Annotated in this window: 30 protein-coding genes and 1 pseudogene; 26 read left to right on the top strand and 5 right to left on the bottom strand. The window is 58.6% G+C overall.

Annotated features, from left to right (window positions below; genetic code table 11):
• The first annotated feature begins 29 nt into the window (after positions 1-29).
• On the top strand, positions 30-995 hold the full coding sequence (locus AC0L4F_RS11570; RefSeq protein WP_244688549.1) for an L-threonylcarbamoyladenylate synthase: 966 nt from the start codon (positions 30-32) through the stop codon (positions 993-995).
• Positions 996-1,028: 33 nt separating this feature from the next.
• Here the strand turns inward: AC0L4F_RS11570 and AC0L4F_RS11575 are convergent, their stop codons facing one another.
• The gene (locus AC0L4F_RS11575) at positions 1,029-1,229 is read right to left on the bottom strand and encodes a DUF6356 family protein (protein ID WP_348524089.1); all 201 of its coding nucleotides are present in this window, start codon (positions 1,227-1,229) and stop codon (positions 1,029-1,031) included.
• Positions 1,230-1,344: 115 nt separating this feature from the next.
• Between AC0L4F_RS11575 and AC0L4F_RS11580 the strand changes: the two are divergent.
• The 11 genes and pseudogenes from AC0L4F_RS11580 to AC0L4F_RS11630 form a co-directional block, all read left to right on the top strand.
• Positions 1,345-1,395: pseudogene (locus AC0L4F_RS11580) on the top strand (hypothetical protein); the annotation flags it as partial.
• A 19-nt stretch (positions 1,396-1,414) separates the two neighbouring features.
• The gene (locus tag AC0L4F_RS11585) at positions 1,415-1,804 is read left to right on the top strand and encodes an Lrp/AsnC family transcriptional regulator (protein WP_348524090.1); all 390 of its coding nucleotides are present in this window, start codon (positions 1,415-1,417) and stop codon (positions 1,802-1,804) included.
• Between the two features lie 11 nt (positions 1,805-1,815).
• Positions 1,816-2,301 carry a DUF6173 family protein gene (locus tag AC0L4F_RS11590; protein WP_244688551.1) on the top strand — a complete coding sequence of 162 codons (486 nt, stop codon included), beginning with the start codon at positions 1,816-1,818 and terminating at the stop codon, positions 2,299-2,301.
• A 93-nt stretch (positions 2,302-2,394) separates the two neighbouring features.
• A complete protein-coding gene (locus AC0L4F_RS11595; RefSeq protein ID WP_244688553.1) occupies positions 2,395-2,529 on the top strand; it encodes an aa3-type cytochrome c oxidase subunit IV in 135 nt (44 codons plus the stop codon).
• A 24-nt stretch (positions 2,530-2,553) separates the two neighbouring features.
• Positions 2,554-2,742 carry a hypothetical protein gene (locus AC0L4F_RS11600; RefSeq protein WP_348524091.1) on the top strand — a complete coding sequence of 63 codons (189 nt, stop codon included), beginning with the start codon at positions 2,554-2,556 and terminating at the stop codon, positions 2,740-2,742.
• The gene (locus AC0L4F_RS11605; protein WP_348524092.1) at positions 2,742-3,182 is read left to right on the top strand and encodes a hypothetical protein; all 441 of its coding nucleotides are present in this window, start codon (positions 2,742-2,744) and stop codon (positions 3,180-3,182) included. The genes AC0L4F_RS11600 and AC0L4F_RS11605 overlap by 1 nt, the downstream gene beginning before the upstream one ends.
• 311 nt (positions 3,183-3,493) lie before the next feature.
• Positions 3,494-3,883, top strand: coding sequence for a nuclear transport factor 2 family protein (locus AC0L4F_RS11610; protein ID WP_244688556.1), 390 nt, complete (start codon positions 3,494-3,496; stop codon positions 3,881-3,883).
• Between the two features lie 396 nt (positions 3,884-4,279).
• The gene (locus AC0L4F_RS11615) at positions 4,280-5,827 is read left to right on the top strand and encodes an esterase/lipase family protein (RefSeq protein ID WP_244688558.1); all 1,548 of its coding nucleotides are present in this window, start codon (positions 4,280-4,282) and stop codon (positions 5,825-5,827) included.
• A 793-nt stretch (positions 5,828-6,620) separates the two neighbouring features.
• Positions 6,621-7,550, top strand: coding sequence for an SH3 domain-containing protein (locus AC0L4F_RS11620; protein ID WP_244688561.1), 930 nt, complete (start codon positions 6,621-6,623; stop codon positions 7,548-7,550).
• A gap of 204 nt (positions 7,551-7,754) precedes the next feature.
• A complete protein-coding gene (locus AC0L4F_RS11625) occupies positions 7,755-8,573 on the top strand; it encodes a hypothetical protein (protein ID WP_244688563.1) in 819 nt (272 codons plus the stop codon).
• A 235-nt stretch (positions 8,574-8,808) separates the two neighbouring features.
• A protein-coding gene (locus tag AC0L4F_RS11630; protein ID WP_244688566.1) for an IS3 family transposase occupies positions 8,809-9,968 on the top strand; the annotation gives its coding sequence in 2 pieces (ribosomal slippage) (positions 8,809-9,058 and positions 9,058-9,968; 1,161 coding nt in all).
• Between the two features lie 543 nt (positions 9,969-10,511).
• Here the strand turns inward: AC0L4F_RS11630 and AC0L4F_RS11635 are convergent.
• Positions 10,512-11,375 (bottom strand): AraC family transcriptional regulator, encoded by an 864-nt coding sequence (locus AC0L4F_RS11635; RefSeq protein ID WP_244688568.1) that lies wholly within the window; start codon positions 11,373-11,375, stop codon positions 10,512-10,514.
• 109 nt (positions 11,376-11,484) lie between these two features.
• Between AC0L4F_RS11635 and AC0L4F_RS11640 the strand changes: the two genes are divergently transcribed.
• The 5 genes from AC0L4F_RS11640 to AC0L4F_RS11660 all read left to right on the top strand — a co-directional run bounded on the left by AC0L4F_RS11640 (position 11,485) and on the right by AC0L4F_RS11660 (position 16,572).
• Positions 11,485-12,906 (top strand): aldehyde dehydrogenase family protein, encoded by a 1,422-nt coding sequence (locus AC0L4F_RS11640; protein WP_244688570.1) that lies wholly within the window; start codon positions 11,485-11,487, stop codon positions 12,904-12,906.
• Positions 12,907-13,061: 155 nt separating this feature from the next.
• Entirely contained in the window at positions 13,062-13,847 is a 786-nt protein-coding gene (locus AC0L4F_RS11645; protein ID WP_244688573.1) for a coniferyl-alcohol dehydrogenase, read from the top strand.
• Between the two features lie 10 nt (positions 13,848-13,857).
• Positions 13,858-15,315 (top strand): aldehyde dehydrogenase, encoded by a 1,458-nt coding sequence (locus tag AC0L4F_RS11650; protein WP_348524093.1) that lies wholly within the window; start codon positions 13,858-13,860, stop codon positions 15,313-15,315.
• On the top strand, positions 15,308-15,691 hold the full coding sequence (locus AC0L4F_RS11655; protein WP_244688575.1) for a nuclear transport factor 2 family protein: 384 nt from the start codon (positions 15,308-15,310) through the stop codon (positions 15,689-15,691). The genes AC0L4F_RS11650 and AC0L4F_RS11655 overlap by 8 nt, the downstream gene beginning before the upstream one ends.
• 86 nt (positions 15,692-15,777) lie before the next feature.
• On the top strand, positions 15,778-16,572 hold the full coding sequence (locus AC0L4F_RS11660; protein WP_244688578.1) for an SDR family NAD(P)-dependent oxidoreductase: 795 nt from the start codon (positions 15,778-15,780) through the stop codon (positions 16,570-16,572).
• Between the two features lie 140 nt (positions 16,573-16,712).
• Here AC0L4F_RS11660 and ftrA read toward each other — a convergent pair whose 3' ends face one another.
• Positions 16,713-17,771, bottom strand: coding sequence for a transcriptional regulator FtrA (ftrA, locus tag AC0L4F_RS11665; RefSeq protein WP_244688580.1), 1,059 nt, complete (start codon positions 17,769-17,771; stop codon positions 16,713-16,715).
• Between the two features lie 23 nt (positions 17,772-17,794).
• Between ftrA and AC0L4F_RS11670 the strand changes: the two genes are divergently transcribed.
• From AC0L4F_RS11670 to AC0L4F_RS11690, 5 genes are all read left to right on the top strand, one after another.
• Complete coding sequence (locus tag AC0L4F_RS11670; protein WP_244688582.1) at positions 17,795-18,196, top strand: nuclear transport factor 2 family protein; 402 nt, start codon at positions 17,795-17,797, stop codon at positions 18,194-18,196.
• A gap of 35 nt (positions 18,197-18,231) precedes the next feature.
• Positions 18,232-18,627, top strand: a complete 396-nt coding sequence (locus tag AC0L4F_RS11675) for a RidA family protein (protein WP_244688584.1) — start codon at positions 18,232-18,234, stop codon at positions 18,625-18,627.
• Between the two features lie 326 nt (positions 18,628-18,953).
• A complete protein-coding gene (locus tag AC0L4F_RS11680) occupies positions 18,954-19,748 on the top strand; it encodes an SDR family oxidoreductase (protein ID WP_244688586.1) in 795 nt (264 codons plus the stop codon).
• A 227-nt stretch (positions 19,749-19,975) separates the two neighbouring features.
• Entirely contained in the window at positions 19,976-20,740 is a 765-nt protein-coding gene (locus AC0L4F_RS11685; RefSeq protein WP_244688588.1) for an SDR family NAD(P)-dependent oxidoreductase, read from the top strand.
• 102 nt (positions 20,741-20,842) lie between these two features.
• A complete protein-coding gene (locus tag AC0L4F_RS11690) occupies positions 20,843-21,211 on the top strand; it encodes a MerR family transcriptional regulator (RefSeq protein WP_244688590.1) in 369 nt (122 codons plus the stop codon).
• A gap of 49 nt (positions 21,212-21,260) precedes the next feature.
• Here AC0L4F_RS11690 and AC0L4F_RS11695 read toward each other — a convergent pair whose 3' ends face one another.
• Positions 21,261-21,584 (bottom strand): AzlD domain-containing protein, encoded by a 324-nt coding sequence (locus AC0L4F_RS11695; protein ID WP_244688592.1) that lies wholly within the window; start codon positions 21,582-21,584, stop codon positions 21,261-21,263.
• Positions 21,581-22,306 carry an AzlC family ABC transporter permease gene (locus AC0L4F_RS11700; RefSeq protein ID WP_244688594.1) on the bottom strand — a complete coding sequence of 242 codons (726 nt, stop codon included), beginning with the start codon at positions 22,304-22,306 and terminating at the stop codon, positions 21,581-21,583. The genes AC0L4F_RS11695 and AC0L4F_RS11700 overlap by 4 nt, the downstream gene beginning before the upstream one ends.
• 62 nt (positions 22,307-22,368) lie before the next feature.
• On the opposite strand from AC0L4F_RS11700, the gene AC0L4F_RS11705 reads away from it, so the two are divergent.
• Genes AC0L4F_RS11705 through AC0L4F_RS11720 form a run of 4 tightly spaced genes read left to right on the top strand, consistent with a single transcriptional unit; the run spans position 22,369 to position 25,656 of the window.
• Positions 22,369-23,244 carry a formate dehydrogenase accessory sulfurtransferase FdhD gene (locus tag AC0L4F_RS11705; RefSeq protein WP_244688929.1) on the top strand — a complete coding sequence of 292 codons (876 nt, stop codon included), beginning with the start codon at positions 22,369-22,371 and terminating at the stop codon, positions 23,242-23,244.
• A gap of 20 nt (positions 23,245-23,264) precedes the next feature.
• Positions 23,265-23,891 carry a molybdenum cofactor guanylyltransferase MobA gene (mobA, locus tag AC0L4F_RS11710; RefSeq protein WP_244688930.1) on the top strand — a complete coding sequence of 209 codons (627 nt, stop codon included), beginning with the start codon at positions 23,265-23,267 and terminating at the stop codon, positions 23,889-23,891.
• Positions 23,891-24,394 (top strand): molybdopterin-guanine dinucleotide biosynthesis protein B, encoded by a 504-nt coding sequence (mobB, locus tag AC0L4F_RS11715; RefSeq protein ID WP_244688596.1) that lies wholly within the window; start codon positions 23,891-23,893, stop codon positions 24,392-24,394. The genes mobA and mobB overlap by 1 nt, the downstream gene beginning before the upstream one ends.
• Positions 24,391-25,656 (top strand): molybdopterin-binding protein, encoded by a 1,266-nt coding sequence (locus AC0L4F_RS11720; protein WP_244688598.1) that lies wholly within the window; start codon positions 24,391-24,393, stop codon positions 25,654-25,656. Before mobB ends, AC0L4F_RS11720 begins: the two co-directional genes overlap by 4 nt.

Genomic DNA, 25,656 nt, shown 5'->3' on the forward strand with positions numbered 1-25,656 from the left:
TTGTGCTGACCGATGACTGATTTTGACCGATGACTGATACTATTGCTGAGCCGATCATCACAGCGCGGCTTGATCCCAAGGGGGATGGTATTGCAGGCGCGGTAAAGGTTTTGGCGCAGGGGGGGCGTGTCGCTTTTCCAACGGAAACGGTGTACGGGTTGGGCGCGGATGCCCGCGACGGTCAGGCCGTGGCCGGGATTTACGCCGCCAAAGGCAGGCCCAGTTTCAATCCGTTGATTGCCCATGTGGCAGATGTGGCCACCGCGCAGCGCTATGTGATCTGGGATGATGTCGCCGACCGGATTGCGGCGGCGTTCTGGCCTGGGCCCTTGACGCTGGTCCTGCCATTGCGGCCCGATGCGGGGATCTCACCCTTGGTGACGGCGGGGCTGGACACGCTGGCGCTGCGCCTTCCGGCGCACCCGCTGGCGCGGGAGCTGCTGCGGGCTTTTGACGGGCCTTTGGCCGCGCCTTCGGCCAATCTGTCGGGGCGGATCAGCCCGACAACAGCCGAACATGTACTGGCCGATCTGGACGGGCTGATCGAGGCGGTTCTGATGGGCGGGGCCTGTTCCGTCGGGGTGGAATCGACGATTTTGGCCTTGGCCCCCGAACCGACCCTTTTGCGCCCCGGTGGATTCCAGGCCGAGGCGCTGGAGGCCATGTTGGGTGTCCCGCTGGCCAGCGGTGGCTCGGCAGAGACCCCGACATCGCCGGGGCAATTGCTGTCGCATTACGCGCCTTCCGCCGGGCTGCGGATGAATGCGCAGACGGTCGAACAGGGTGAGGTTCTGCTGGGCTTTGGCCCGGTCCAGGGCGACATGTCGCTGTCCCCCGCTGGCGACCTGCAGGAAGCGGCGGCGAATTTGTTTGGGGCGTTGCACCTGCTTGACAGGGGCGGCCCCAAAGGGATCGCCGTGGCCCCGGTGCCCGATCATGGGTTGGGACGGGCCATCAATGACCGGTTGCGCCGGGCCGCCGCCCCACGGGATTAGGCCCGCAGGCGGAACCGCATTACCGTCGGTTGGTCACTTTGTCATGCAGCCGCAGGACAATCCGGCTGGCGGTTTTTTCAAAGAACGCGGCAGGATCGCATGGACCAATGCCGCGCCGGCGGCAAGAAACAGCAGACCCGAAAACCGCAGGGCAAAGCGCAGGTGCTGGCCATAGCTTTCGTTGACCGAAGCGGGATGTGCGGTGAAAAAGGCGACGGGACCGTGTGAAGGCATGGGGTTCTCCTGCTGTTTGCAAAGATCTTGTTGGTGACAAAATACCAAACCATGGCGGTCAATCCGTCCCAAATCTTCTTGCTTTTGCGTCTGTCTTTGGGACATGATCCCATCAATGACCCAGCTTGACGCATTTGATCTCAAGATTCTGCGGGCGCTGCAGAAGGATGCCAGCCAGAGCATGGATGCCCTGGCCGAGGCGGCCAGGCCTGTCGCGCAATGCCTGTTGGCGGCGGATGCGCATGCTGGAAGAGGCGGGGGTGATCCGGGGGCGTGTCGCGCTGTTGGATGCGGCCAAGGTCGGCTGCCCGCTTCAGGTCTATGTGCTGGTGCGCACCAATGCCCATGATGCCGCCTGGATGGAGAAATTCGGCCGCGCGGTGCAGCTTTTGCCGGAAATCACCGCCGCGCATCGCATGACCGGCGATCTGGACTACATCCTGCGGGTCCGGGTGGCGGATGTGCCGGCCTATGACGTGTTCTACAAGAAATTGATCGCCATGGTGCCGCTTTCGGATATCTCTGCGAGTTTCGTCATGGAAGATATAAAAGACACCACAGCAATGCCGTTATGAGCCGAGGTTCCATGCAAGAACATGATATTTCCACCACCGCCGAAGCGGCAGAAGCCGCGGCCTTGCCACGGCGAATCGAAGTGTACACAGAGGGCCAGGCGCCCGCGAAGGGCCTGCCACCCGCGGATTGTCTGACCAATCGCCCGGTGGCGCAAAAGAGCGCGGCAGAATGGGCCTATGAGCGGCTGGTGCTCTATATCCGCGATTTCGAGGCCGGATTGGACAACGAACACGAGGTGGCCATGGGGTTCACCGGCGGTCAGGCCGGGATCTTGCGGATTGAGGGCATGGGTTATTTCGATCCCGACATCATCACCTTTCATGGCACCGATGCCCAGGGTATCCGCACCCAATTGGTGCAGCATGTCAGCCAGTTGAACGTGCTGCTCCGCGCGCTGCCAACCCAGGTCGAAACCGCCGCCCCGCGCCGCATCGGGTTCCGTTTGGCGGAGCAATTGGAAAAAGTCGCCCGCGAAGCTGACACCGAAGCGACATAATCGCGCGTTAGACCGGCGATATCAGCTCGAGGCGTGACAGCCCAAGAGGAATCCGTTACATCGACCGGGAACACGATCCAAAGGACCAATGACATGGCTGAACACAAACACGGCGAAATGGACATCTCCGTTCAGGAAGACACCTTTAACGGCTTTATCACTGCGTCGACGCGCGTGGCGGTTGCGTCGATTCTGGTGCTGATTTTCCTCGCCATTTTCAACAGCTAAGCTGTCTTTCGGGGGCAAGATCCGATGAAGAAACTGATTGTGGCCTTTGTCGGCCTTGCCCTTCTTGCGGCATGTGGCACAACGTCAGAACGGACACGCTATGACGATGCGGAAACCGTGGCGCGCGCGGCCTATCGCCATGATGGCCCGCCTGCGCTGACGCTTTATACCATGGTGAACGCCACCACCGGGGCCGCGCGCATACCAGTTTGATGATCAACGGCTCGCAGCGGGTGATCTTTGATCCGGCGGGGTCGGTGCAGCATTCGCAGATCGCCGAACGTGCCGATGTGCTTTACGGTATTACGCCGCGGATCGAGAAATTTTATGCCAGCGCCCATTCCCGCAAGACCCACTATGTGGTGATCCAGCGGATCGAAGTCTCGCCCGAGGTTGCCGAAAAGGCGCTGCAACTGGCGATCAACAACGGCGCAGTGGCCCAGGCGTTCTGCGCCAATTCCACATCACAATTGTTGCAGAAACTGCCGGGCTTTGGCGGGATCAAGACAACCTTTTACCCGGTGAAACTGAGCAAGCAATTCGGCGCTTTGCCCGGTGTCGTCACCCGTGAGCTGCACGAGACCGACGACGAAGACAAATCCAAGGCCATCGCTGAATTTGACGCGGAACTGCGGGCGCAAGCGCCGAACTGATTGCGGCCTGAGGCCAGGGGGTGGGCCCTAGGGGCGGCGTCAAAAACCGGCCCATCACCACCACACCACAGACCGCAAGGCCCCGCGCGATCAGCGACGGTTTTGTGCATGGTGCAGAGCGCATGCTTTTGACAGCGGCGCAGCGAACCAATACTGATCCCCCATGATCCTCCGTTGCCATCAGACCCCATGCTATTACCGCCACCCCTGACGGCGGCCTGATGATGCGTTAAGATCACAGAAGCCGCCGCCCACCGGCGGCTCCGTCTATTCAGAGGCGCCTCGGGCCTAATTCCCCGAAGGAGACCTGAATGACCCTCGACGACCTCTGCAACCGCTACCTCGACGCTCTAAATGCTGGCGATTTGGAAGGGGTGCGCGCCCTCTTTACCGCCGACGCCGAGATCGTGTCGCCGCTCTACGGCGTGCGGCCTGCACAGGATTTCTACGCCGAACTCTTTGCCGACACCTCCCGCTCGCAAACGACGCTGCTCAACATCTTTGACCGCTCCATCGAAGGCCGCTCCGTGGCGCTGCATTTCCGGTACGTCTGGACCCTCGCCAGCGGCAAGATCGTGGAATTCGAATGCGTCGATGTCTTTGAACTGACCGAGGACCGGCACCTCTTTGCCCGAATGACCATCATCTACGACACCGCCCCCCTGAGAGCCGACTTCGACGTATCCCGGAAACAAGCCTGAGCTTTGCCAGGTTTTGGGTGACTGGGTGTAATGGGGGGGTTTTGTTGTGGAGGCTGTGAGGGCTGCTGTGGAAGGCGGCCCTCGGCCCATTGCCGCCGTTGCTCGAAGAACCAAACGCTGCGTTGCAGCTTTACTAAAGCTGCCGTTCGATACCTGACGCAACAAATTTTACAGCACAAGGTCGGCAGTGCGCGACAAAGAACTAATTCGCTGCTACTGCGCCAAAGTCCGCTTTCTGGCTTTCGAGTTGGCGAACACCGGTAGTTGTCGCCTGTCACATAAACGGATAAGTTTGGCAAATCCCATGGGTAGTAGCAGTTCTGGATCGAGGCCATCTTGCTCTGCAATTCATGACTAGGAAGAAATCCTTGATTTTCTCTTCAGAATTCGTGAAAAATGAGCCTGAAGTCCAAAAAATGCGGAAAATCACTGGTGGTTGAAGGCTGCCGAATTATGCGAGTTCTGAAATTACTGTCCAAAGCCATCGTTCTGATATCTCTGGGATCGGCTGCGTTCGGTCAGAGCTGCGAAGACGTTGAATACGAAGAAAGTTGCTGGCTTAGAAAAGAAGCCGCTTCATCCAAGATTATGATCTTCGTTCATGGGATCGACGGAAGCGCATCCGAAACTTGGAGCTCTACAGCCGACAACAACGGCCCAACGTGGCCAGAGATTGTCGTAGAAGACAATCTTTTCTCGGATGCCGATGTATTGGTCGTCAACTATCTTTCGACCAAATGGCGTGAGAGTCCAAGCATAGATAGTCTGAGCAGTGACTTTTTCGCAACCGAAATACTCGAACGTGGTATTTTGGATGTGCACCAAAATGGGGTAGCTCGATATCAGGACATATTGTTCGTTGCACATAGCATGGGTGGCCTGATTGTCCGAAATATCATCAATGGACATAAGGGTCTAGCTGAACGGACACCGGCAATTTTTACCTTTGCGACGCCGACAGGAGGAAGCCGACTTGCAAATTGGCTTTCCAGCTTGTCGTCAAGCGCTTCGCTCGAAGACATGGCACAACTGTTTAAGATTCGATATCAAGTGAACGAGAGCGGCGATATCGTTGCTGTAGAAAGCAGTTTCTTGAACGATCTGCGCGATGAATGGCGCCGCAAGGGGCATATGGAAGCGATCACAAGCTTCTGTGCTTTTGAGATAGACCCAACTGTGGGCTGGGGTCCATTGCGGTCGATAGTAGTTGAGAAGCGGGATGTTGAGTTTCTTTGTAACCGAGTTAGAGGGCTCCCGGGGGATCACAACAGCATTGTAACACCAGATGACCCCTGGTCTGCTCACAAGTTGCTAGCAAGCTGGTATCTAGAGATCTATCCTGACCGCTCCTTTGCTTCCACTGTGGAAGAAAATGGGGATGTAGTGCTCATAAAATGCGATACCGATTTCTACGAATTCGAGGAATATGTGGGAATGCAGGGCTTTCTTGACGAACTCGAAGAAGACATGGGTTTGCGGTGGCGTTTTTCGACTTCCCTTCCGAAGGACTGGAGGGATGACTATAGGATCAGAATCTGGGCGCGCCCTGATGCGATCCCATCGATGCTAGTAATGCACTATTCTTGCTTTCAAGAAGGTGGCAACAATCGTGCTAGCTTGTACGAAAGGGCCACAGATATTCTGCGATTTCTACAGAGCCTTGAAAGCACAAGGATTTGCATCGTTTTCTTTTCCCGAGCCTTTAATGAATTTCCAGGCGAGATAGTGACGACCTCAGGCGATGCAGGTTACCGTTTCTATGATGGCGATGATGGAAGGGAGTTTTCTAACGAAACTCTAGAGCGACTGCGAGCAAGTTATTTTCCGCACGGCTGCCAACGCATATTCTCCGTTCCATCGTCCAAAAAAACCTCTCAAGGGATAGACAAATTCGAAAAGGAATTTCGGCTGCAAACGCGTCGGGCTGCTCAGCAAAGCTGCTAACGCAACACCTGTTTCAGCTGAATTGAGTGAAGTTTCAACGCGACGCAGTTCCGGGCGGCTGCAAGTAAACTCTGACCTGATACCAGATAACGGACCTTTGCCCAAAATCGATCGAAATTTGTTCCGCCCTACGGCCGCTGCAACAGAACCGGACGTTCGCATACCGTGCAGCGAAGTGCGAAATGGGCTCCAAGCAGACTTGCGGCAATGCAGCGCGTGGTTTTGCGCAAAATGCCCTGGCACCGGCCTGAGCGATCACACCGGATGACTGCTGTCAGCCCAAAACGGGCATGATCTGATTGTACAGGTATGTTAGTAGCGGACATTTAAACTACTAAACTGGGCGTCTGCACCGCAGGAAAAAGCATCATTTCTCCGTACCGACGCCAGTGGCCGCTTTCGGATTTAGCCGGCAACGCATAGGCGAAATAGTGTCGTTAATAGACACTACGCCATCAAAATTTCGATCACAGCGGTTATTCTGATCAATCAACGGGTTACGGTGCCTTCATGGTGTGAGTGATCTACTTTTGAGGCGGACCATGTTTGGATAAAAAGCCGCAATCAGAGAACAGTTTTGCAAAATTTGGCAGTGGAAGGAGAATTTAGTCTCCTCCCAAAGATCGTGGAGTAGGTGCCCGAACAACGGAACAAAACCTCAAAACATCTTGATCTAAGGGAAAATATTGGGCAACCTAAAACAGGCGGCGCAGCAATAGGCCGTTTGTCGATTTACGATACATTTACATTCAAAATGCAAATATTTAGGCAACAAAACAGAGGATATTGAATAATGAGCGCCCGCAAAGAGATCAATTGGTTCTTGGAAGAGTTTGGTCTAAGAATCGAATCCGAAATCAAAAAGACACCGTTTACTTTGCCTATGTTTGCGGGCATCGCATACCAAGAAACTGGATATCTTTGGTCGCGCATCCGCGAACACGCGGACGGTGAGGAAGCCTTCTTAGATGCCTGCGTCGGGGATGTAATCGGCGCACCGCGCCGCAAAGCGTTCCCTCGAACGCCACAAGAACTCAAAGCGATGCCCAATGGCGTTGAAATGTATGATATCGGACGGAATGCGTTGCAGATATTGGGTAACGTTGCGCCTGAATATGCTAAATATGTCCGCCACAAAAAACGTTTCTGCCGTGGCTACGGATTGTTTCAATATGATCTGCAATTCTTCAAGGAAGACCCCAACTACTTCCTTACAAAAGGTTGGAGAAGCTTCGAGGGAACATTTGGAAAAGCCTTGTCCGAGGCTACGACAAAAGCCAAAGGACTGAAGCTGTACTTAGATCGCAAACTGACCATCGCGGAATCAACAAAGGTTGCGATTGCTTATAATCGAGGGTCATATGATCGAAATCTTGGCTGGAAACAAGGTCATCGGAACGGTGCTGGCGAGTACTACGGCGAGTTGGTCAATCGCTATATAAAACTGGCTACCCGACTAGCTGCTCGCACGACACCGACTTCGCCTGGATTAAACGCTGGCCCTAACAATAGTCTGGGTCGATATATTGTGAACGCACGTTCTGGATTGGTGCTGCGGTCTGCGCCGAGCATTTCTAGCACTCGGTTGACCGTAGCCCCGGAGGGGCAGGTCGTAGGTGTTTTAGGCTTTGCCGGGAAAGACCACGACTGGGCGTTGGTCGATTTGGAAGATGACGGCCTCGCGGATGGCTTCATGGCCTCAGCCTTCTTGATAAAGGCCTAAAAGGCATAATGGTTTCCCTTATAGAGTAACGACTTATAGCTAATTTTTTGCGGTGGAAGCAAACTTACATCCAGAAACTATTACTGTCAGAATTCTGATGGAAACCGACGTCGGCTCTGGCACAGGTGGTTTGATTGACAGAGGAAATTCCGCGACTTCACCCCAATTTACGGGCCTTCTGGAAAGTTTCTTAAGGATTTATTGATGATGGCACACAATAGCAACGAACCTAAAGAAGACGGCGGTTTAGTTCTTACGATTGCGCCTTGGAAGGTAATTGAGAAAGCGCTGTCGGTAAATCCTGATCTGGCAAAAGTTATTGTAACGATTCTTGCCGTATTTGCAGGGGTTGCAATCGTTGGAGTTTGGTTCAAGGATGGCCTTGACACAGGCTTCGCGCTGCAAGTTGCTGGAATAGGCGCCGCAGTATATATAGGACTCACGATACTTGCAAATTTGCCAGGACTGCTGGTGCATACCATAGCATGGTTCGTAGCTGGTGTTTTTATGGCAATCACAACTTTAGCAGTTGTTCAGATCGTTTCAGGCGGGCGGGCACTCCCTGCAGTTTCCGTTTGGTGTCTGTATAATTGGTTTGGCCAAGGTTGTGCTCTAGCTCAAGAGCGCCCAGAAATTCCTATCGAACCCGCCAGTTCCGGAGACAATACTCAGCTGCCCGGAACGCAAGTCCCAGGTCCGCTTTTGGCTGATACTTGGCTATCGGTAAATAGGTCTGAACCTTGGACACACAAAGAGGCTGAGAGGCTTGGCGAAGAACTCGAAAATGCAGGGTGGAACGTCCAGACAAGCCAATTTAATAATGTAGCTGCTGCAGAGGGCACTCTCGAGGTTCGGTATTCGAGTCCAGAATACCGGGAAGAGGCTATAAATTTGGCCGCTGCTCTCCAAAAAATCGTCAGATCAGACACTACTGCCCCTGTACGGGTGTTTGATTTAAGTGCCTCAAAATGGCGAGATCAGACCTCACCGGAGCACATTGAAGTTTGGATCGGAAGGAAATAAATTCATTACTGTTTAAAATGAACGGCTTAAGTTGGGTGTTGAAGGAGCGCTAGTTTGCGTCAATTTATGCTCTTACTCTCGGGGCGTTCCGAAAGCATTCGCAACAGACCACAGATACTTGGATCACGCTCGAACTCACTCGTACCTGGGAAGCGGAGACAGAGCTGCTGACCTGCCCCCCGCGAAATCCCTCACCGTAATGTAGAGTCTGCGCCAACTCTGAAGGAGCAGACAGATGCGAAAGAGTCGTTTCACCGAGGCGCAGATCATCGGTATGATCAAAGAACAGGAAGCAGGGATGCCGACAGCGGAGGTGTGTCGCAGGCACGGGCTGAGCACGGCGACTTTCTACAAGTTGAAGGCCAAGTATGGCGGGATGGAAGTTTCTGAGGCCGCCAGGCTGAAGGCGCTCGAAGACGAGAACGCCAAGCTCAAGCGCCTGCTGGCCGATACCATGCTCGACAACGTCGTGCTGAAAGACTTGCTGGGAAAGAATTGACGACATTGACCAAGCGGCGAGACGCGGCGCTTCGGGCGATGCGGGATCATGACATCTCGCAGCGCCGGGCCTGCAGGCTTGTCGGTGTCGATCCCAAAACAGTCCGGCGAGAACGCCCACCGGACTGTACCGAGATCCGCAAGGAGATGCAGGACATCGCTGCCAAGCGGCGCAGGTTCGGTTACCGCCGGATCGGCGTGCTGCTGGAGCGCAAGGGCATGACCATGAACCACAAGAAGCTCTACAGGGTCTATCGCGAAGAAGGGCTGTCCGTGAAGCGGCGGCGCGGCCGGAAACGGGCGCGTGGCACCAGGGTGCCGATGCCAGTTGCGGCGTATCCCAATGCTCGTTGGTCGTTGGACTTCGTATCCGACAGCTTCGGCGCCTCGCGGAAGTTCCGGATGCTGGCAGTGATCGATGACTGCACTCGGGAATGCCTGTGCCTTATCGCGGACACCAGCCTCTCCGGCGCAAGGGTCGCCCGGGAGCTCAGCGCTCTGATCCGGCTTTACGGAAAGCCCGGCTGCATTGTCAGCGATAATGGAACTGAGTTCACCAGTCGGGCCATCCTGAAATGGGCCGACGAGAACGAGGTGCCGTGGCACTACATCGATCCGGGCAAGCCGCAGCAGAACGCGTTCATCGAGAGCTTCAACGGCAGTCTCAGGGATAAGCTACTGAACGAGGAGATCTTCGACAGCCTGGATGATGCGCGGCGCAAGCTGGCCCTATGGCGTTACGACTATAACACGGTCAGGCCACACTCGTCCTTGGGCAACCAAACGCCGCTGCAAGCGCGCCGTGCGCTTGAGCAATTTGAAAACTCCGCGCCCGGCGCGCTTGCGTCAGACGCGGAAGCCGAATACCCAGATTCAACCTGCAGACTCTCATTATGAATGAGGGACCAGCAGGGGGCAGGTCACTGCCAAACCGGTTTTTTTTTGCAGTGGTTGTTCCCGGACCAGAACCATTGAAAATTCTCGTGCCACAATCCCTTGGCAATAACTACGTTGATTTTGCTCCGTTTTTTTTCCCGGACCACGAAGAGCCGACATTCTCGCTTAACGCATTATCAAGCAATTTGGGCTCACAGCCCGAATTCGCCGCACGCAGCACGAATGACCGCTGTCGGGAAGTCGCCCAAACTTTGCAAACTCCGCTTCCTGCGCATTGCTGACCTTGATGGTTAGTGCAGCATGGTTGGTTAAGCTTTCGCGGTCTTGAATGACCGCTTTTACCGATCTGCAGTAAGATGTGTTCAGGTGCAGCTAAGGTCCGGTTTCCGCCCAACCCGCTCGAAGGCGGAGTTTTGATTTAAATCACTGGCCCTTTCCGCGACGAACCGCGACTGGCGCAATCTTTGCGCAATCCACGATCGGCAAATGCGACCCATCTTGCCTCATGCTGCGCAGGTGGCGGAGGAGCGATGACCCCGCCCTTTACGGCCAGTCCGAAAACCCGCGCCGCAGGTCTTGCAGATCGTCACTGTCGGGCCGTGACACCACCGCGCGATAGGCCCCTGGCGACAGGTCGGTGCGGCGTTTGAAGAAGTGACTGAAGCGCGAGGCATCCGAGAACCCCAAATCCGCCGCAATCTTCTTGAGCGGCAGGCCCGAATTCTCTAGTCGCGCCTTGGCCTCTGCGGTGATGCGTTCATGTACCAACTCGGCCGGGGATCGACCGGTATCGCGTTTGCAGATCCGGTGCAGGCGGTCGTATTCAACGCCCAGCGTGTCGGCATAGCGGGTCACTTTCCAGTGGTCCTTATAGTGCAGCTCGACCAGATGGCGGAACTGGCGCAGGACATTCGTTGCCTCGGCGCTGACCGACGTATCCTCTGGTGTGTGGACGCGCAGGGCCGCGATGAGCAGCAGGCGCAGGAACGCGGACATCGACATGGGCGAGCGGCGTTCGGGTTCTTCAAGCTCATGGGCAAACCAGTCAAACAGCGTCTCGATCTGCGGAACTTTGGGGTCTTCGGACAATACGGCAGAGAAGGGCGTTTCGACCAGCATCCGCAAATGCACCAATTCCGAACGCGCGCCGATCGCGTCCAGGATAATGGCATCGCTCAGCCCCAAAAGCCGCGCGCTTGCCCCCGCTTTCAGTGTCAGCACATCACGGCTGTTGCCCGGCCAGAAGAACAGCGCCGGACCATGGCGTTCATTTTCGTCCTCACCAATCAGCAGGGTGCCACGGGTCAGAAACAAGAGCGTTGCGAATCCGTCAGGAAACCGGCGGCGCAAGGACCGGTTGTGCAAAGCATCGCGCTCGTCTTGCAGTGTGGCGTAGGTATCTTGCATCACGAATCCCAGAATTTCGCATTTAATGACCAGAATCTAACATTACATGCAAAATGCTCCTGCTCTAGTCTTAAAGAGGGGAGGACGGATGCAAATCCGTTAAAAACACATGATACCTTTGACATCGTCACAATTGACCACAGAGCCGCGCATCATTACCCGCCAGAACCCGGCGACAGGGGATGTGGTCAGCCGCGAGATTGCGCATGATCTGGCTGAAAGCCTGCGGTTTGTGTCGCATGCCGCGGCGGCGTTTCCTGCGTGGTCTGCCTTGGCGGTCGATGCCCGTGCGGACCATCTTCGGGCGCTCGCGGATCGGTTGATTGCGGATGGTGACGCGCTCTGCCACGCGATGTGTGAAGAGATCGGAGCCCCACAAAAATGGGCTGCGCATAACGTCACTTTTGCCGCCCGTCTTCTGTATGGTGTCGCGGATCAGGCGGGCGCCTTGCGTCACCCCGAAACGCTGACAGCCGAAAATGACATCATCAGCGAGGCCCATCGCGTCCCCTGCGGTGTCTGCCTTGGGATCGCGCCTTGGAATGCGCCGGTGATCCTGGGCATTCGCGCCATCGCAGCGCCCTTGCTTTGTGGCAATACGGTCTTGTTGAAAGGCAATGAAATTGCGCCGCGTACCTTTCGCCTGATCGGCGACGCGGTGGTTGGGGCCGGGTTTCCGCAAGACGTGGTTCAGGTGTTCCTGTGCCCGCAGGACGACAGCGAAAGGATCGTTGATGCGCTGATCGAGCATCCGGTGGTGCGCCGGGTGAATTTCACCGGCTCGACGCGGATTGGCCGCCGGATCGCCGCGCTTTGCGCCAAGCACCTGAAGCGGCCCTTGCTGGAACTGGGCGGTCAGGCCCCGATGGTTGTGCTGGACGATGCCGATCTTGACCTTGCCGCATCAGAGGCGGTGCAGGGAGCCTACCTCAATCAGGGACAGATATGCATGTCCACCGAACGGTTGATCGTCCAGACCGACGTGGCCGATGCGCTGATCCAAAAGATCGAAAAGCTGCGCGATGCTTTGGTGGTTGGTGATCCCATTGATGCCGCGACGGACATCGGGCCGGTCATTGGCGTCGGTGCGGCAGAGCGTCTGTCCGGTCTGCTCGGCGATGCCGTGTCCAAGGGCGCACGCCTTGTGGGCGGCGGCGGGATGCGGGGTGCTTATTTCCATCCGACGCTGCTCGACGGGGTCGAGGCGGACATGCGGCTCTACACCGAAGAAACCTTTGGGCCGATCCTGTCTGTCACGCGCGTGGCGACCGACCAGGAGGCGGTGACGGTCGCCAATGACAGCGACTATGGCCTTGCCGCATCGGTTTTCAGTGGAAACCCGATGCGCGCGGACCAGATCGCAAGCCAGATCCACACCGGCATTTGCCACATCAACCGGTGCACGGTGGATGACGACCCGCTTGCCCCGTTCGGCGGGGTAAAAGCCAGCGGTTATGGCCGGTTCGGCGGGCGGTGGGCCTTGGACGAATTTACCGAACTACGTTGGATCACAAAAAGAAAAACCCCCTGAATTGGGGATGTCGGGGGGGAACCATGACACGCGCATTCGCGCGGCGCGCATCGTTCGCGCCCGACAAAGCTGCACTTGGCCCACCTGCCAGGAGCGGTGATCCAGACCGGCCATCGCATCACTGAAATCAACAAGTCATTTAGGGAGGAAAACAGATGCTTTTAGGAAAGAACATTGTTGTCACGGGGGCTGCGTCGGGCATCGGGCAGCGCACCGCAGAGCTGGCGCAATCGCAGGGGGCCAATGTGTTCTCGGTCGATCGGAACACGCCGGACAACCCGGTCGGGCATTTCATCGCGGCGGATCTTGGGTCCGCAGAGGGTGTCGCGGCGTTGGTCAACGCATTGCCAAACGGGATCGACGCCCTGGCCAATGTCGCGGGGCTTTCGGGCACGCCGGGCAAAGTGCCGACCATTGCGGTCAACTTTCTGGGGCTGCGTGCCTTGTCGCTGGGGCTGGCCCCCAAGATGAACCAATATGGCTCTGTCATCAATGTGGCGTCCATTGCCGGTTTCGGCTGGCGCAGCAATCTTGAGCGGACGCGCAAAGCCATCGACGTCAAAGGCTTCCCCGATCCTGCGCAATTCTGTGCGGACCACAACATTCAGGATGAAACCTCATACCCCGACAGCAAGGAATTGTTGCTGATGTGGACCTACCGCGCCGCCCATGATCCGGTGTTCAAGGACCGTGGCATTCGCGTGAACGCCGTCAGCCCCGGCCCGGTCGAGACCCCCATTCTTTTGCAGTTCCGCGATGTGCTGGGTGATGACCGCGTCAACGGCGACATCAACCGTGTGGGCCGTGCAGGTACGGCAAACGACATCGCGCCCTCTATCCTGTTTCTGGCATCCGACGGGGCGCGTTGGGTGAACGGCACAAACATTGCATGTGACGGCGGCCTAGAGGCCTCGGTCATGTCCGAAGCCATGAATTTCTAAGGAAAATCAAATGACTGTAAACCTTTTGATCGGTGGCCGCGAGGTCACCGCACAGGACACTCGTACCTATGAACGCCGTGATCCGGTCACGGGGAACGTGGCGACGACGGCCGCAGCCGCAAGCGTGGCGGATGCCTTGATGGCGGTTGATGCCGCCGCCGCGGCCTATCCGTCCTGGGCCGCAACGGGACCGGGTGCGCGGCGCATGTTGCTGCTGAAGGCCGCTGATGCGCTGGAGGCCAAGACTGACGAGATCATTCAGCTGATGATCACCGAAACCGGTGCAACGGCGCCTTGGGCGGGGTTCAATTGCATGCTTGCTGCGGCCATACTGCGTGAGGCGGCCGCTATCACCACACAGATCACGGGCGATGTGATCCCGGTCAACAAACCCGGCAGCCTTGCCATGGCACAGCGCAAACCATTGGGCGTCTGTCTGGCCATCGCGCCGTGGAACGCGCCGGTCATTCTGGGCGTGCGCGCCGTCGCCACCGCCATTGCCTGCGGCAACACGGTTGTGCTGAAAGCGTCCGAGATGTGCCCGGCTGTGCAACGCGCCATTGGAACCGTGTTTCAAGAGGCCGGGTTTCCAGACGGTGTGCTGAACGTGGTGACCAACGCGCCAGAGGATGCCGCAGACATCGTTGATGCGCTGATTTCGGCCCCGGCTGTGCGACACATCAACTTTACCGGATCGACCAATGTCGGGCGCATCATCGCGCAAAAAGCGGCGGCGCATCTCAAACCTGTGTTGCTGGAATTGGGTGGCAAGGCGCCGATGGTCATTCTGGACGATGCCGATCTCGAAGGGGCGGTAAACGGTGCCGCATTCGGGGCTTTCATGAACCAGGGCCAGATTTGCATGTCCACCGAACGCATCATCGTGCACGAAGGCATTGCCGATGATTTTGTCCGCGCCTTCGCGGCCAAGGCGGCCAAGCTGCCCGCAGGCAATCCGCGCGACAAGGTCGTGCTGGGGGCGCTTGTCACATTGGACGCGGCGGAAAAAATGGATCGGATCATTGCCGACGCCGTCGCAAAGGGCGGCAAGGTGCTGGCCGGTGGGACGCGCGATGGCGCGGTTGTCACGGCGACCGTGATCGACAACGTGACGCCCGGGATGCTGATCTATCAGGAAGAGAGCTTTGGCCCCGTCAAACCCATTATCAGGGTGAAAGACGATGCCGAGGCCGTGCGCGTGGCCAATGACACGGCTTATGGTCTGTCGGCATCTGTCTATAGCGCGGATATTTCGCGCGCCATGAAAGTGGCCGATCAAATCGAAAGCGGCATTTGCCACATCAACGGACCCACAGTGGGGGATGAGGCGCAGATGCCATTTGGTGGCGTCAAGGACAGCGGCTATGGCCGCTTTGGCGGCAAGGCCTGGCATCGACAGCTTTACCTCAACCCGCTGGGTCACGATCGAAGACCCCGCACAGCATTACCCGTTCTGATCCATGGCTGATCTGGAACAGAACAAACGCAATGTCATCGCTTTCTATGAGCTGATGTTCAACGATTGCGACCCGCGTCGTGCGGTGGCCGAATATGTGGGGGCGGATTACATCCAGCATAACCCCCATGTGGAGACCGGCAAAGAAGGGTTCATCGCGTATTTCGAACGTATGGCGGCCGGGTTTCCGGGCAAGCGTGTCACCATCAAACGCGCGCTGGCCGAAGGCTGCTACGTGGTCTTGCATTGCCACCAGATCTGGCCGGATGGCCTTGAATACGCGGGCATCGACATTTTCCGGCTCAATGAGGGCGGGAAGATCATCGAGCATTGGGACGTCTTGCAGGAACTGCCGGCAACCAGCGCTCATGACAACGGAATGTTCTGATGAACGTTCCCGGACGGCTGTTCGGGTTGAGCCGAACCGCAACGAACAACCCAAAATCTAGTGAAAATCCAAAGGGAGGAAAAACCATGGCTGGAAGACTCGAAGGCAAAGTAGTGCTGCTCACAGGGGCGGGTGGCGGACTGGGTCAGGCGCAGGCGCGACTGATGGCAAAGGAGGGCGCGATCTTGATGCTCGCCAATTTGCCTGAAGACCCGATTATCGCCGAAGGCAAACCCGCAACAGGCCTGTGGGACAATGCACAAAACGTGGCCAGGGAAATCTGTGATGCCGGTGGTCGGGCAGAGGTTGTCGCGCTTGATGTGACACAGGAAGATCAGTGGGAGGCCGCGGTCGCCAGGACCGTTGCCAGTTTTGGCAAGCTGGACGTGCTGGTGAACAATGCCGGTATTTATTACCATGCGGGTCTGCTGGATCATACGGTCGAAAAATTCCACCAGATTGTGGGCGTCAACCAGTTGGGCACCTTGCTGGGTATGAAGGCGGCGGTTCCCGCAATGAAGGAAAACGGCGGCGGGTCGATCATCAATTTCGCTTCCATCTATGGCATCGCGGGGGCAGGCGTCTCAACCGCCTATCAATCTACCAAGGGCGCTGTCCGTCTGATGACCAAATCAGCCGCGTTGGAGTTCGTAGGCGACAACATCCGCATCAATGCCATCTGTCCGGGCATGTTCGACACCAACCTGTTCGAATCCTCTGTGCCCAAAGAGGCATGGGGCCCGTTGGTCGATCTGGTGCCGATGAAACGCTTTGGCAAGCCTGATGAAATTGGCTACGGCACCGTGTTCCTTGCTTCGGATAAATCCTCGTTCATGACGGGGGCCGATCTGGTGATTGATGGCGGTTACACCTGCCCATAACGCGAAAAGGGCCGCGCAGCCGATGCGCGGCCCGCTCCGCTTGTGCCAGAGGGCAAGACCGGGGAAGATGCCGCGCCGGGGCGATCCGCAAATTTCGAACCTGCGGCATGAAAATCAAATCACAGATGCGCTGCGTTCGGTTACGCGGCAGGGGCGCCTAAACGCTCTCTGTAGCGGATGGGCGGAACGCCCATCATCTTTCGAAATTCGCGCCGAAAGGTTTCAGCCGATCCAAAGCCACAGATTTCCCAGACATCCGACAGCGGAATAGACCCATTCTCAAGCAGTTCTGCCGCCCGCGACACACGCTCTACCTTTAGCCAGTTCAGCGGGGTTGTCCCGGTCTCTTCGTGGAACCGTCTTGCCAGGGTCCGACCGCTTGTTGCCGCTTCGCTGGCCATGCGTTCAATTGGCCATTCTTCGTCAATTGATGCGCGGATGCGGTCCTGGAGTGACGCCAAGCCCGAGCCTGTGCGGGGTTTTGGGTCCGGGCGCGGCACGAATTGGCGTTGGCCCCCATCCCGTTGTGCCGGAAGCACCAGCCTGCGCGCCACAGAAGCAGCCACCTGTGCGCCGTAGTCCTGGCGGATGATATGCAAGCCCAGATCAAGACCGGCGGCAGATCCGGCAGAGGTAAAGACACGGTCGCCTTCGACGAACAACACGTCGGGATCAACCGAAATCTCTGGAAAGCGCTCTGCCAGCATATCCGTGTACCGCCAATGGGTTGTCGCCGATTTGCCGTTCAACAAACCCGCCGCCGCCAGCACAAATACTCCTGAACAGATTGACGCGATCCGGGCCCCCCGGTCATAGGCGGCGCGCAGGGCCTTGCAAAGCGCCTCTGGCACCGGCGTGTCCGCGCCACGCCAACCGGGCACAATGATCAGGCTGGCCTCTTGCAACAGTTCAAGACCGGCGTCGACCTGAATGGTAAAGCCGCCAAGCGCGGCAATTGGCCCGTCGTCCGCGGCCACGGTCGCAAAGCGATACCAGTTTTCGATTTCTGGCCGTGGCAGGGCGAAAAGTTCGACCGCGATGCCGAATTCAAATGTGCACAGACCATCATAGGCGATGGCGCAAACCAAACCGTTTTTTGCGGGGGGCATGGCCGTTTTGGCCATGTTGGCAGAATTTGACTGTGTGTTGTCCATTTCGCCAGTATCGCGATTTTCCCCGGCATGACAAGTATCGGTCATCAACGCAAATCGGAGATGCGCCCATGACCCTTCAGATTGACCTGCTCGCTGCCATCGACACCTATTTTGACGCCATCCATGACTGTGACACAGAGAAGCTGAATGCGGTGTTTCACCCCCAGTCCAGCCTTTTTGATGCCGATCAGGGCACCGTGTTCGTCGAACCGATCGACAGTTTCAGCCGCGATGTCGCTGGCCGCACGTCCCCGGCCAGCAAGGGCCAGCCCCGCGAAGCCGAGGTTTTGTTGATCGACTATCTCTCGCCAATCAGCGCGACCGTGAAGGTTCGCATCCGGGCGCATGAGAACGTCTTTGTCGATCATCTGGGCTTTGTGAAGGGTGCTGAGGGTTGGCAGATCGTATCCAAGATCTGGCATCTCGAACGTGTCGTTGATGCAGAAAATACCGATCAAAAGGCCGCTTGAGCCGCCCCCAATCGTTTCAATCAGGAGAATTTATCATGCAACGTACCCCGGTAAACCCATGGAATTGGTCGCTGAACCTTGGCTACAATCAGGGCGAGGTCATCGAAGGCACCACGCGCCAGTTGATCTGCGCGGGCCAAACCTCTGTCGACGGCGAGGGCAATCCACAGCACCTTGGCGACATGCGCGGCCAGATCGGCCTTGCACTGGACAACCTCGAGGCCGTCTTGCAGGGCGCGAATATGGGCCTTGGCAATATCATCCGGCTGGGTGTCTATGCGACCGATGTGGACGAAGCGCTTAAAAACTTTGATCTTTTCGGAATGCGCTTTGGCCCGATCCAATGCGCACCGCCGATGACGCTGCTGGGGGTGAGCCGCCTTGCGATACCGGGTTTGTTGTTTGAAATAGAAGCAACAGCGGCGGCCTGAGCCCTTTGCCAAAGCAGCAGCCATGCAGCGACATATGTTGCGTGGCTGTTTGTGCGCCTTTTGCGACGAACTTTGACCGCCGATTCCGGTGTGACCTACACAGGGCAAATGCCAGCCCATTTTGCGCCATGCCGTGCAGATGGTGAATGATCGGCGACCTATGCTTGACCGGCACAACGTCATTTTCTACTGTCATGCCATTCGTAGAGGAGTGAACGACGATGGACAAACGCGACCGGTAATCCGGAACACCGCCCACGGGGCGGAACCGCGCTCTTGGCGGATAACGCCCGGAGTCCATCGAACACACATCTTACGGAGCAGTCATGCCCAGACTACAGAACAAAACCGCCCTCGTCACCGGGGGTGCCCGTGGCATTGGTGCCGCCATCGCAAAGGCCTTTTGCGACGAGGGTGCCAAGGTCATCCTGACAGACATCGACGCAGAGACCGGTCAGGCCACCGCAGACCAGATCGGCGCGATCTTCGCCCGGCTTGATGTCGCCGCCGAGGCCGATTGGGATGCGGTGGCCGGGCGATTTCCCAGCCTTGACGTATTGGTGAACAACGCCGGCATCACAGGGTTCGAAGGGCCGTTCGACGGCGCGCCGCCCGCCCATGACCCGGAACATGCCTCCTTGGCCGATTGGCGGGCCGTGCATGCGGTGAACAACGACGGCACTTTCCTCGGGTGTCGATATGCGATCCGCGCCATGCGGGCGAAGGGGGGTGGCAGTATCATCAACATCTCGTCGCGCTCGGGGCTTGTCGGCATTCCAATGGCCGCCGCCTATGCGGCCTCGAAGGCTGCGATCCGAAATCACACAAAGTCGGTTGCGCTTTACTGTGCCGGGCAGGGGCTTGCGATCCGCTGCAATTCAATTCATCCGGCGGCGATCATGACCCCGATGTGGGAGCCGATGTTGGGCGATGGACCTGACCGGGCGGACCGTGAGGCCGCGATGGTCGCAGACACGCCGATGCGCCGGTTTGGCGAAACCAAAGAGGTCGCAGCCCTTGCCGTCATGCTCGCCTCGGACGAGGCCGCTTATATGACCGGTGCGGAGCTGACGATTGATGGCGGCATCCTGGCCGGGTCTGCGGCCACACCGGGCGGCTGAACTTCGCTCGGTGGGGGCGCGCATGCGCACGCCCCCACCACGCCGCCATTGCGCTGATCAAAGTCTGACTGCGCCCTTTCAAGGCTTGTGATGTGCGCTGGCACCGCCCGGCGCGCCAAATTTTCCTGACACGGCGCGAAAAAGTCTTTGACCCTGACATTAGTGTCAAGGCGCTAGGAGGGCCTCTCATCAAGCGAAAATGAGTCGATGACAGGAGGCCAATCAACATGGCAAGCGACAACAAATGGCAAGGCAAGGTGGCAATTGTCACCGGTGGCAGCTCTGGTATCGGTGAGGCAACGGCGACCGAACTTGCGAAGCAAGGCGCAAATGTTCTGATCACCGGGCGCAATGCGGAAAAGCTGGCGACGGTGGCGGATGTTTGTGCCAGTATCGAGGCACTTCAGATGGATAGCGCGCAGGTGGACAGTGGGGCACAGATTGTGGATGCCGCGATGTCCCGCTGGGGGCGGATTGATCTGCTGGTGAACAATTCCGGCGCGGGGCAACCCCTGCCGATTGACGCGTATGATGTTGATGTAATTGCGAAAATGTCTGCATTGAACATCGTCGCACCGTCTCAACTTGTCCGGGCCTCGCGTGCGGCCCTGCGCAAGAGTAAGGGGACAATCGTCAACATTGGCACCGCTGTGTCCAGGGGGGCTGCGCCGATGCTGGCACATTACGGCGCGACAAAGGCCGCGTTGGAACATCTGACAAAGTCCTGGGCGATCGAGCTGGCCAATGACGGCATCCGCGTCAATGCAATCGCACCGGGCCCCGTCAAAACCGGCGCATTGACCGGGATGATGGGATTGCCAGAGGAGATGGCCCAGCAGGTCGAAGCGCAAGAAGCCGCTCAAATTCCTCTTGGGCGGCGGGGCGTCACGGCGGATATCGTGCCGTGGATTCTGCGGCTTGGGAGCTCCGAAAACGCATGGCTGACGGGGCAGGTTCTGACCGTTGATGGCGGCTGGTCGCTGCGGACCTGATCCATTTGGGGCCGGGGGCGAACAGAAGCGCACCCCGGCTTCACTTGATAAACCTGTGTCACATTCACATGTTGATCAGGCTTTCTGGAAAGGACGTCTAAGATGCAGGCGAAAGAAGCCGCAGAGCGGTTGGGGATCACCCAACGGATGTTGCGCCACTATGAAAAACAAGAGCTGCTGGAGGTCGGGCGCACGCTGAATGGCTATCGCAGCTATAGCGAAGCTGACCTGAGACGCGCGCGCCGCATCCGTGACTTTATCGCGACCGGGTTTTCGACCCGGGAAATACGGGCAATGCGCGCCTGTCTTTCAGACAGCGGCGCTGGCCCTTGCGAAGATGGCATCCAGAAACTGACAGAGAAACTGGCGCATATTGACAGGCTCAAGGCCGAGCTGGACGAAAAAAGGGCCGCGGTTCTGGACCGGATGGCGTGGCTGCGGAATGGTCTCTCCTCGCTAAGCCGTCACTGACCTGACGCGTGCAAAAGCCTGCTTCTCCGGGGCTGGGTCGTGGCTGAGTTCAGAGCAGGTAAAGCGCCAGATACAATGTGGCGGCCCCGACGAACATCGCGGCCAGCACATTGCGCGTCACGAGGCCGGTCAACAGGGCCGCAGCGGCGGCAAGCATGCGCGGCGCATCCGGTGCACCGCCGGTGGCGGCAGGCCAGACCACAAGCGGCGCCACCAGCCCCGGCAGGATCGCCACGGCGGTATAGCGCAAGTGTCGCAGCAGCCATTCGGGCAAGGCGCGTCCGCCGACCAGTCCGGTGAAGCTGAACCGCAACAGAAAGCTGCCGATCCCAAGACCGACAATCACCAGCCAGATTTCCCAGGTTTCGATCATGATGTGCCACCTTGGCCGGATCTCATGCGCAGCTGTCTTTCCAGTTCGGCACCGGCCATCATCCCGGCGACCCCGGCGACCAACAGCCCAAGGTTATAGGGCAGGAAAGCAAAGACCAGAGCGACCACAATCGACACCAGCGCCGCCAGGACATGGGGCAAGGTGCGCAGCATGGGCGCAATCAACGCCAAAAAGGTGATGGGCACGGCGAAATCCAATGCCATCCAATCCGGGATGCTTTTGCCCAACATCGCGCCGGCCAGGGTTGCAACCCACCAGGCAGGGGACACCGCCAGCGCCGCACCAAAGAAATAGGCCACCCGATTTTTCAGCGCCATATCCGGGGTGCTTTCGTACTTTGCCGTGGCGGTGGCAAAGCTTTGATCCAGGGTGAAATAGGCGATCAGCGCGCGTTGCCAGACCGGTGCCGCGCCAAGATAGGGGGTCAAAGCGGCGGAATACATCGCCATACGCAGGTTGACCGCCAGCGCCGAAACCAGCGTAATCAGAGCCGGCACGTCATCGACCATCAACTGCAACGCGGTGAACTGGGCCGCGCCGGCGATCACCACGATGGAAAAGCTCAGGGTTTCGTAGACGTTCAAACCCGCTTCGGTCGCCACCACGCCAAACAACAATCCAAATGGCGTGATCACCAGAAGGAAGGGCAATCCGTCGCGCAGCCCGCGCCAGAAATCACGATTGGGGGTGGAGGGTGTCATGGGTTCATCCTAGGGTCTGCGCCAGATCTACTAAGCCAAAGGCGGAGACGCAATTGCCGAGGATGGAAAACGCCCGCTCTTATCTGATTTCCCCTGACCCCGAAGCGGCGGGGTTAACTCGGGTGGTGGCAGGTGTCGATCATGAAGGCAGGCCACAGGACATCGCCGTGGTCGAGGAACGGCCCCTGACGATCTTTCTCAACAGTCAGGAAATCGTGACGGCGATGACCATCGGCGATTACCCGGATCTTCTGGCGTTGGGGTTTCTGCGCAATCAACGCATGCTGCTGGACGATGATGTGGTGACCGGCGTCGATTATGACGCCGACCTTGCGGTTGTGGTGGTGCGCACCGCCCGCCAGACCAGCCATGAGGACAAGCTGAAAAAGAAGACGCGGACCAGCGGCTGTGCGGTTGGGACGGTGTTTGGCGATATGATGGAGGGGCTTGAGGGGTTGGTGCTGCCGCAGGCAGAGCTGCGTTCCAGCTGGCTTTACGCCTTGTCCGCACAGATCAATCAAACGCCGTCGCTTTATCTTGAGGCGGGGGCGATCCACGGCACGGTGTTGTGTCAGGGCGACCATCCATTGGTCTATATGGAGGATGTCGGCCGGCATAATGCGGTCGACAAGATTGCGGGCTGGATGCTGCGCGAAAACGTTGGGGCGGCGGACAAGATCCTTTATACCACCGGGCGCCTGACCTCGGAGATGGTGATCAAGACGGCCTTGATGGGCATTCCCGTTCTGGCCTCGCGGTCGGGGTTCACCGCCTGGGGTGTCGAGATTGCCCGCCAGGTCGGCATGACGCTGATTGGGCGGATGCGCGGCAAACGGTTCATTTGTCTGTCCGGGGCAGAGCGGGTGATTTGGGACGCCGATCCCGCAAGCGTGCCGCAAGAAGACAGGAAACATCGGCGCAAGGGGGATGGCCGATGACCGGGCCGCTGACTGGGCCGCTGACTGGGCCGCTGGGCGTGATCCTTGCCGGGGGCCGGGCCACCCGGATGGGCGGTGGCGACAAGGGATTGTTGCGTCTTGGCGGGCTGTCGATCCTGGATCACGTGATTGACCGCTTGCGACCGCAGGTCAGCGGATTGGTCTTGAACGCCAATGGCGATCCGGCGCGGTTTGCCGGGTTTGGTCTGCCGGTGATTGCCGATTCCATTGATGGCTTTGCCGGGCCTCTGGCCGGTGTGCTGGCCGGGCTGGACTATGCCGCCGACCAAGGCGCAGAGACGATTGTGACCGCCGCCGCAGACACCCCGTTTTTCCCAACCGATCTTGTCGCCAGGCTGGTGCAGGCCGCAGAGGGCCAGACCCGGCCACTTGTGCTGGCCGCGACCCCACGCGGGGTGGAACAGACGAAATCCATGTCGCGCGGCGGCCATGTGCGCCACCCGACATTCGGGCTTTGGCCGGTGGCGCTGCGCAACGATCTGCGCGCGGCCTTGGCGGGGGGATTGAAAAAGGTCGTTCTGTGGAGCGATGCCCATGGCGGACGCGAGGCGATGTTCGATGCGGAAACGGCATTTTTCAACGTCAACACCCCCGAGGATCTGGCCGAGGCAGAGGCGATGATATAATGCGACTATATGGTGTGACCGGATGGAAGAATTCTGGCAAAACCGGGCTGATGGAACGGCTGGTGCGTGAGATCACGGGCCGGGGGTTTACGGTGTCGACCGTCAAACATGCGCATCACACATTTGATGTCGACCAACCGGGCAAGGATTCGCACCGCCATCGCATGGCCGGGGCGGGGCAGGTTTTACTGGCTTCGCGCACACGCGTGGCGTTGATGACCGAATTGCGCGGCGAAGAGGAGCCGGGGCTGGATCACTTGCTGGGCCAGCTTGCGCCCTGCGATCTGGTGCTGGTCGAAGGCTACAAACGCGACGGCCATCCCAAGATCGAGGCGCATCGCGCCGCAACCGGCCAGCCGCTGATTGCCCCGGATGACGCGACGGTGCGCGCCGTGGCGTCGGACCAGATGACGGATGTGGCGATCACATTGGACCGGCTGGTGTTCGATTTGGACGACACCAAAAGCATCGCGGATTTCATTCTGGCCGAGGTCGGATTATGAGCGGCAGCCCCCTGCAACCGCCGCCGCTGCGCAATGATTGTTTTGCCCTGCCTGCCGGGGTCAATTGGACCCCGGTAGAGGATGCGCTGGCGCATCTGCGTGACAATCTGAACGCGGTTGCCGCGGTCGAGGTCTGTGCCGTGGATCAGGCGGCGGGGCGTATCCTGGCCAAGGACGTCACTGCGCATCGCTCCAATCCGCCGACCGCGAATGCGGCGGTGGATGGGTATGGCTTTGCCGGTGGTCTTGCGGCCGGGGCGGTGGAACTGCCGCTATTTCCGGGGCGTGCGGCGGCGGGGGTGCCTTTTGCGGGGACCGTGCCACCGGGCCGGGCGCTGCGCATCCTGACCGGTGCGGCGTTGCCGGCCGGGGTCGACACCGTGGTTTTGCAAGAAGATGTGACCACAGATGGCCGCGCCATCGCGTTGCGCGGGCCATTGAAACAGGGGGCAAACACCCGCAAAGCGGGCGAAGACGTGGTGGCCGGTGAGGTCATTCTGCGCGCTGGGCGTCGGTTGATGGCGGCGGATGTGGCGTTGATGGCGGCGGTTGGCGTGGCAGAAGTGCCGGTGCGACAGCGGCTGCGGGTCGGGGTCTTGTCCACCGGGGATGAAATTGTCGCGGCTGGCGGGACCGCCGGACCGGGGCAGATTTTCGATGCCAACCGACCGATGCTTTTGGCGCTGGCCGAGGCTTGGGGATATGCGGCGGTTGATTTGGGAATTGCCCCGGATGATCGCCCGACATTGCGCGCCACGTTGGACCGCGCGGCGGGGCAGGTGGATGTGATCCTGACCTCTGGCGGCGCCTCTGCCGGGGATGAGGATCACATGTCTGCCCTTCTGCGCGCCGCCGGGGCGCTTCAGATGTGGCGCATCGCGGTCAAGCCGGGGCGGCCATTGGCCCTTGGGCTGTGGGATGGCGTGCCGGTGTTCGGTTTGCCGGGCAATCCGGTGGCGGCGCTGGTCTGTGCGCTGATCTTTGCGCGTCCGGCGCTGGCGGTATTGGCGGGCGGGCATTGGCAGCGGCCACAAGGGTTCGACGTGCCCGCCGCCTTTGCCAAGACCAAGAAGCCGGGCCGGCGCGAGTATCTGCGGGCGCAAATGCAGGATGGCCGGGCGGCGGTCTTTGGCTCTGAAGGATCGGGGCGGATCAGCGGGCTGTCCTGGGCCGAGGGGCTGGTGGAATTGCCGGATGGTGCCGCAGAGATCCGCGAAGGCGATTTGGTGCGCTTTCTTCCGTATGGCAGTTTCGGATTGTAA

The organism is Marinovum sp. J2-8 (assembly GCF_055808435.1).

Excerpts from the sequence above, each read along its gene's own strand:
- AC0L4F_RS11585 (WP_348524090.1), top strand. The coding sequence starts at position 1,415 with ATGCCCTGGCCGAGGCGGCCAGGCCTGTCGCGCAATGCCTGTTGGCGG.
- AC0L4F_RS11615 (WP_244688558.1), top strand. The coding sequence starts at position 4,280 with ATGAGCCTGAAGTCCAAAAAATGCGGAAAATCACTGGTGGTTGAAGGC.
- AC0L4F_RS11590 (WP_244688551.1), top strand. The coding sequence starts at position 1,816 with ATGCAAGAACATGATATTTCCACCACCGCCGAAGCGGCAGAAGCCGCG.
- mobB (WP_244688596.1), top strand. The coding sequence starts at position 23,891 with ATGCGACTATATGGTGTGACCGGATGGAAGAATTCTGGCAAAACCGGG.
- AC0L4F_RS11695 (WP_244688592.1), bottom strand. The coding sequence starts at position 21,584 with ATGATCGAAACCTGGGAAATCTGGCTGGTGATTGTCGGTCTTGGGATC.
- AC0L4F_RS11625 (WP_244688563.1), top strand. The coding sequence starts at position 7,755 with ATGATGGCACACAATAGCAACGAACCTAAAGAAGACGGCGGTTTAGTT.
- AC0L4F_RS11705 (WP_244688929.1), top strand. The coding sequence starts at position 22,369 with ATGGAAAACGCCCGCTCTTATCTGATTTCCCCTGACCCCGAAGCGGCG.
- AC0L4F_RS11670 (WP_244688582.1), top strand. The coding sequence starts at position 17,795 with ATGACCCTTCAGATTGACCTGCTCGCTGCCATCGACACCTATTTTGAC.
- AC0L4F_RS11620 (WP_244688561.1), top strand. The coding sequence starts at position 6,621 with ATGAGCGCCCGCAAAGAGATCAATTGGTTCTTGGAAGAGTTTGGTCTA.
- ftrA (WP_244688580.1), bottom strand. The coding sequence starts at position 17,771 with ATGACCGATACTTGTCATGCCGGGGAAAATCGCGATACTGGCGAAATG.
- AC0L4F_RS11685 (WP_244688588.1), top strand. The coding sequence starts at position 19,976 with ATGGCAAGCGACAACAAATGGCAAGGCAAGGTGGCAATTGTCACCGGT.
- AC0L4F_RS11660 (WP_244688578.1), top strand. The coding sequence starts at position 15,778 with ATGGCTGGAAGACTCGAAGGCAAAGTAGTGCTGCTCACAGGGGCGGGT.
- AC0L4F_RS11690 (WP_244688590.1), top strand. The coding sequence starts at position 20,843 with ATGCAGGCGAAAGAAGCCGCAGAGCGGTTGGGGATCACCCAACGGATG.
- AC0L4F_RS11600 (WP_348524091.1), top strand. The coding sequence starts at position 2,554 with ATGAAGAAACTGATTGTGGCCTTTGTCGGCCTTGCCCTTCTTGCGGCA.
- AC0L4F_RS11720 (WP_244688598.1), top strand. The coding sequence starts at position 24,391 with ATGAGCGGCAGCCCCCTGCAACCGCCGCCGCTGCGCAATGATTGTTTT.
- AC0L4F_RS11635 (WP_244688568.1), bottom strand. The coding sequence starts at position 11,375 with ATGCAAGATACCTACGCCACACTGCAAGACGAGCGCGATGCTTTGCAC.
- AC0L4F_RS11595 (WP_244688553.1), top strand. The coding sequence starts at position 2,395 with ATGGCTGAACACAAACACGGCGAAATGGACATCTCCGTTCAGGAAGAC.
- AC0L4F_RS11700 (WP_244688594.1), bottom strand. The coding sequence starts at position 22,306 with ATGACACCCTCCACCCCCAATCGTGATTTCTGGCGCGGGCTGCGCGAC.
- AC0L4F_RS11675 (WP_244688584.1), top strand. The coding sequence starts at position 18,232 with ATGCAACGTACCCCGGTAAACCCATGGAATTGGTCGCTGAACCTTGGC.
- AC0L4F_RS11575 (WP_348524089.1), bottom strand. The coding sequence starts at position 1,229 with ATGCCTTCACACGGTCCCGTCGCCTTTTTCACCGCACATCCCGCTTCG.
- AC0L4F_RS11655 (WP_244688575.1), top strand. The coding sequence starts at position 15,308 with ATGGCTGATCTGGAACAGAACAAACGCAATGTCATCGCTTTCTATGAG.
- AC0L4F_RS11610 (WP_244688556.1), top strand. The coding sequence starts at position 3,494 with ATGACCCTCGACGACCTCTGCAACCGCTACCTCGACGCTCTAAATGCT.
- AC0L4F_RS11605 (WP_348524092.1), top strand. The coding sequence starts at position 2,742 with ATGATCAACGGCTCGCAGCGGGTGATCTTTGATCCGGCGGGGTCGGTG.
- AC0L4F_RS11645 (WP_244688573.1), top strand. The coding sequence starts at position 13,062 with ATGCTTTTAGGAAAGAACATTGTTGTCACGGGGGCTGCGTCGGGCATC.
- AC0L4F_RS11680 (WP_244688586.1), top strand. The coding sequence starts at position 18,954 with ATGCCCAGACTACAGAACAAAACCGCCCTCGTCACCGGGGGTGCCCGT.
- AC0L4F_RS11570 (WP_244688549.1), top strand. The coding sequence starts at position 30 with ATGACTGATACTATTGCTGAGCCGATCATCACAGCGCGGCTTGATCCC.
- AC0L4F_RS11640 (WP_244688570.1), top strand. The coding sequence starts at position 11,485 with ATGATACCTTTGACATCGTCACAATTGACCACAGAGCCGCGCATCATT.
- AC0L4F_RS11650 (WP_348524093.1), top strand. The coding sequence starts at position 13,858 with ATGACTGTAAACCTTTTGATCGGTGGCCGCGAGGTCACCGCACAGGAC.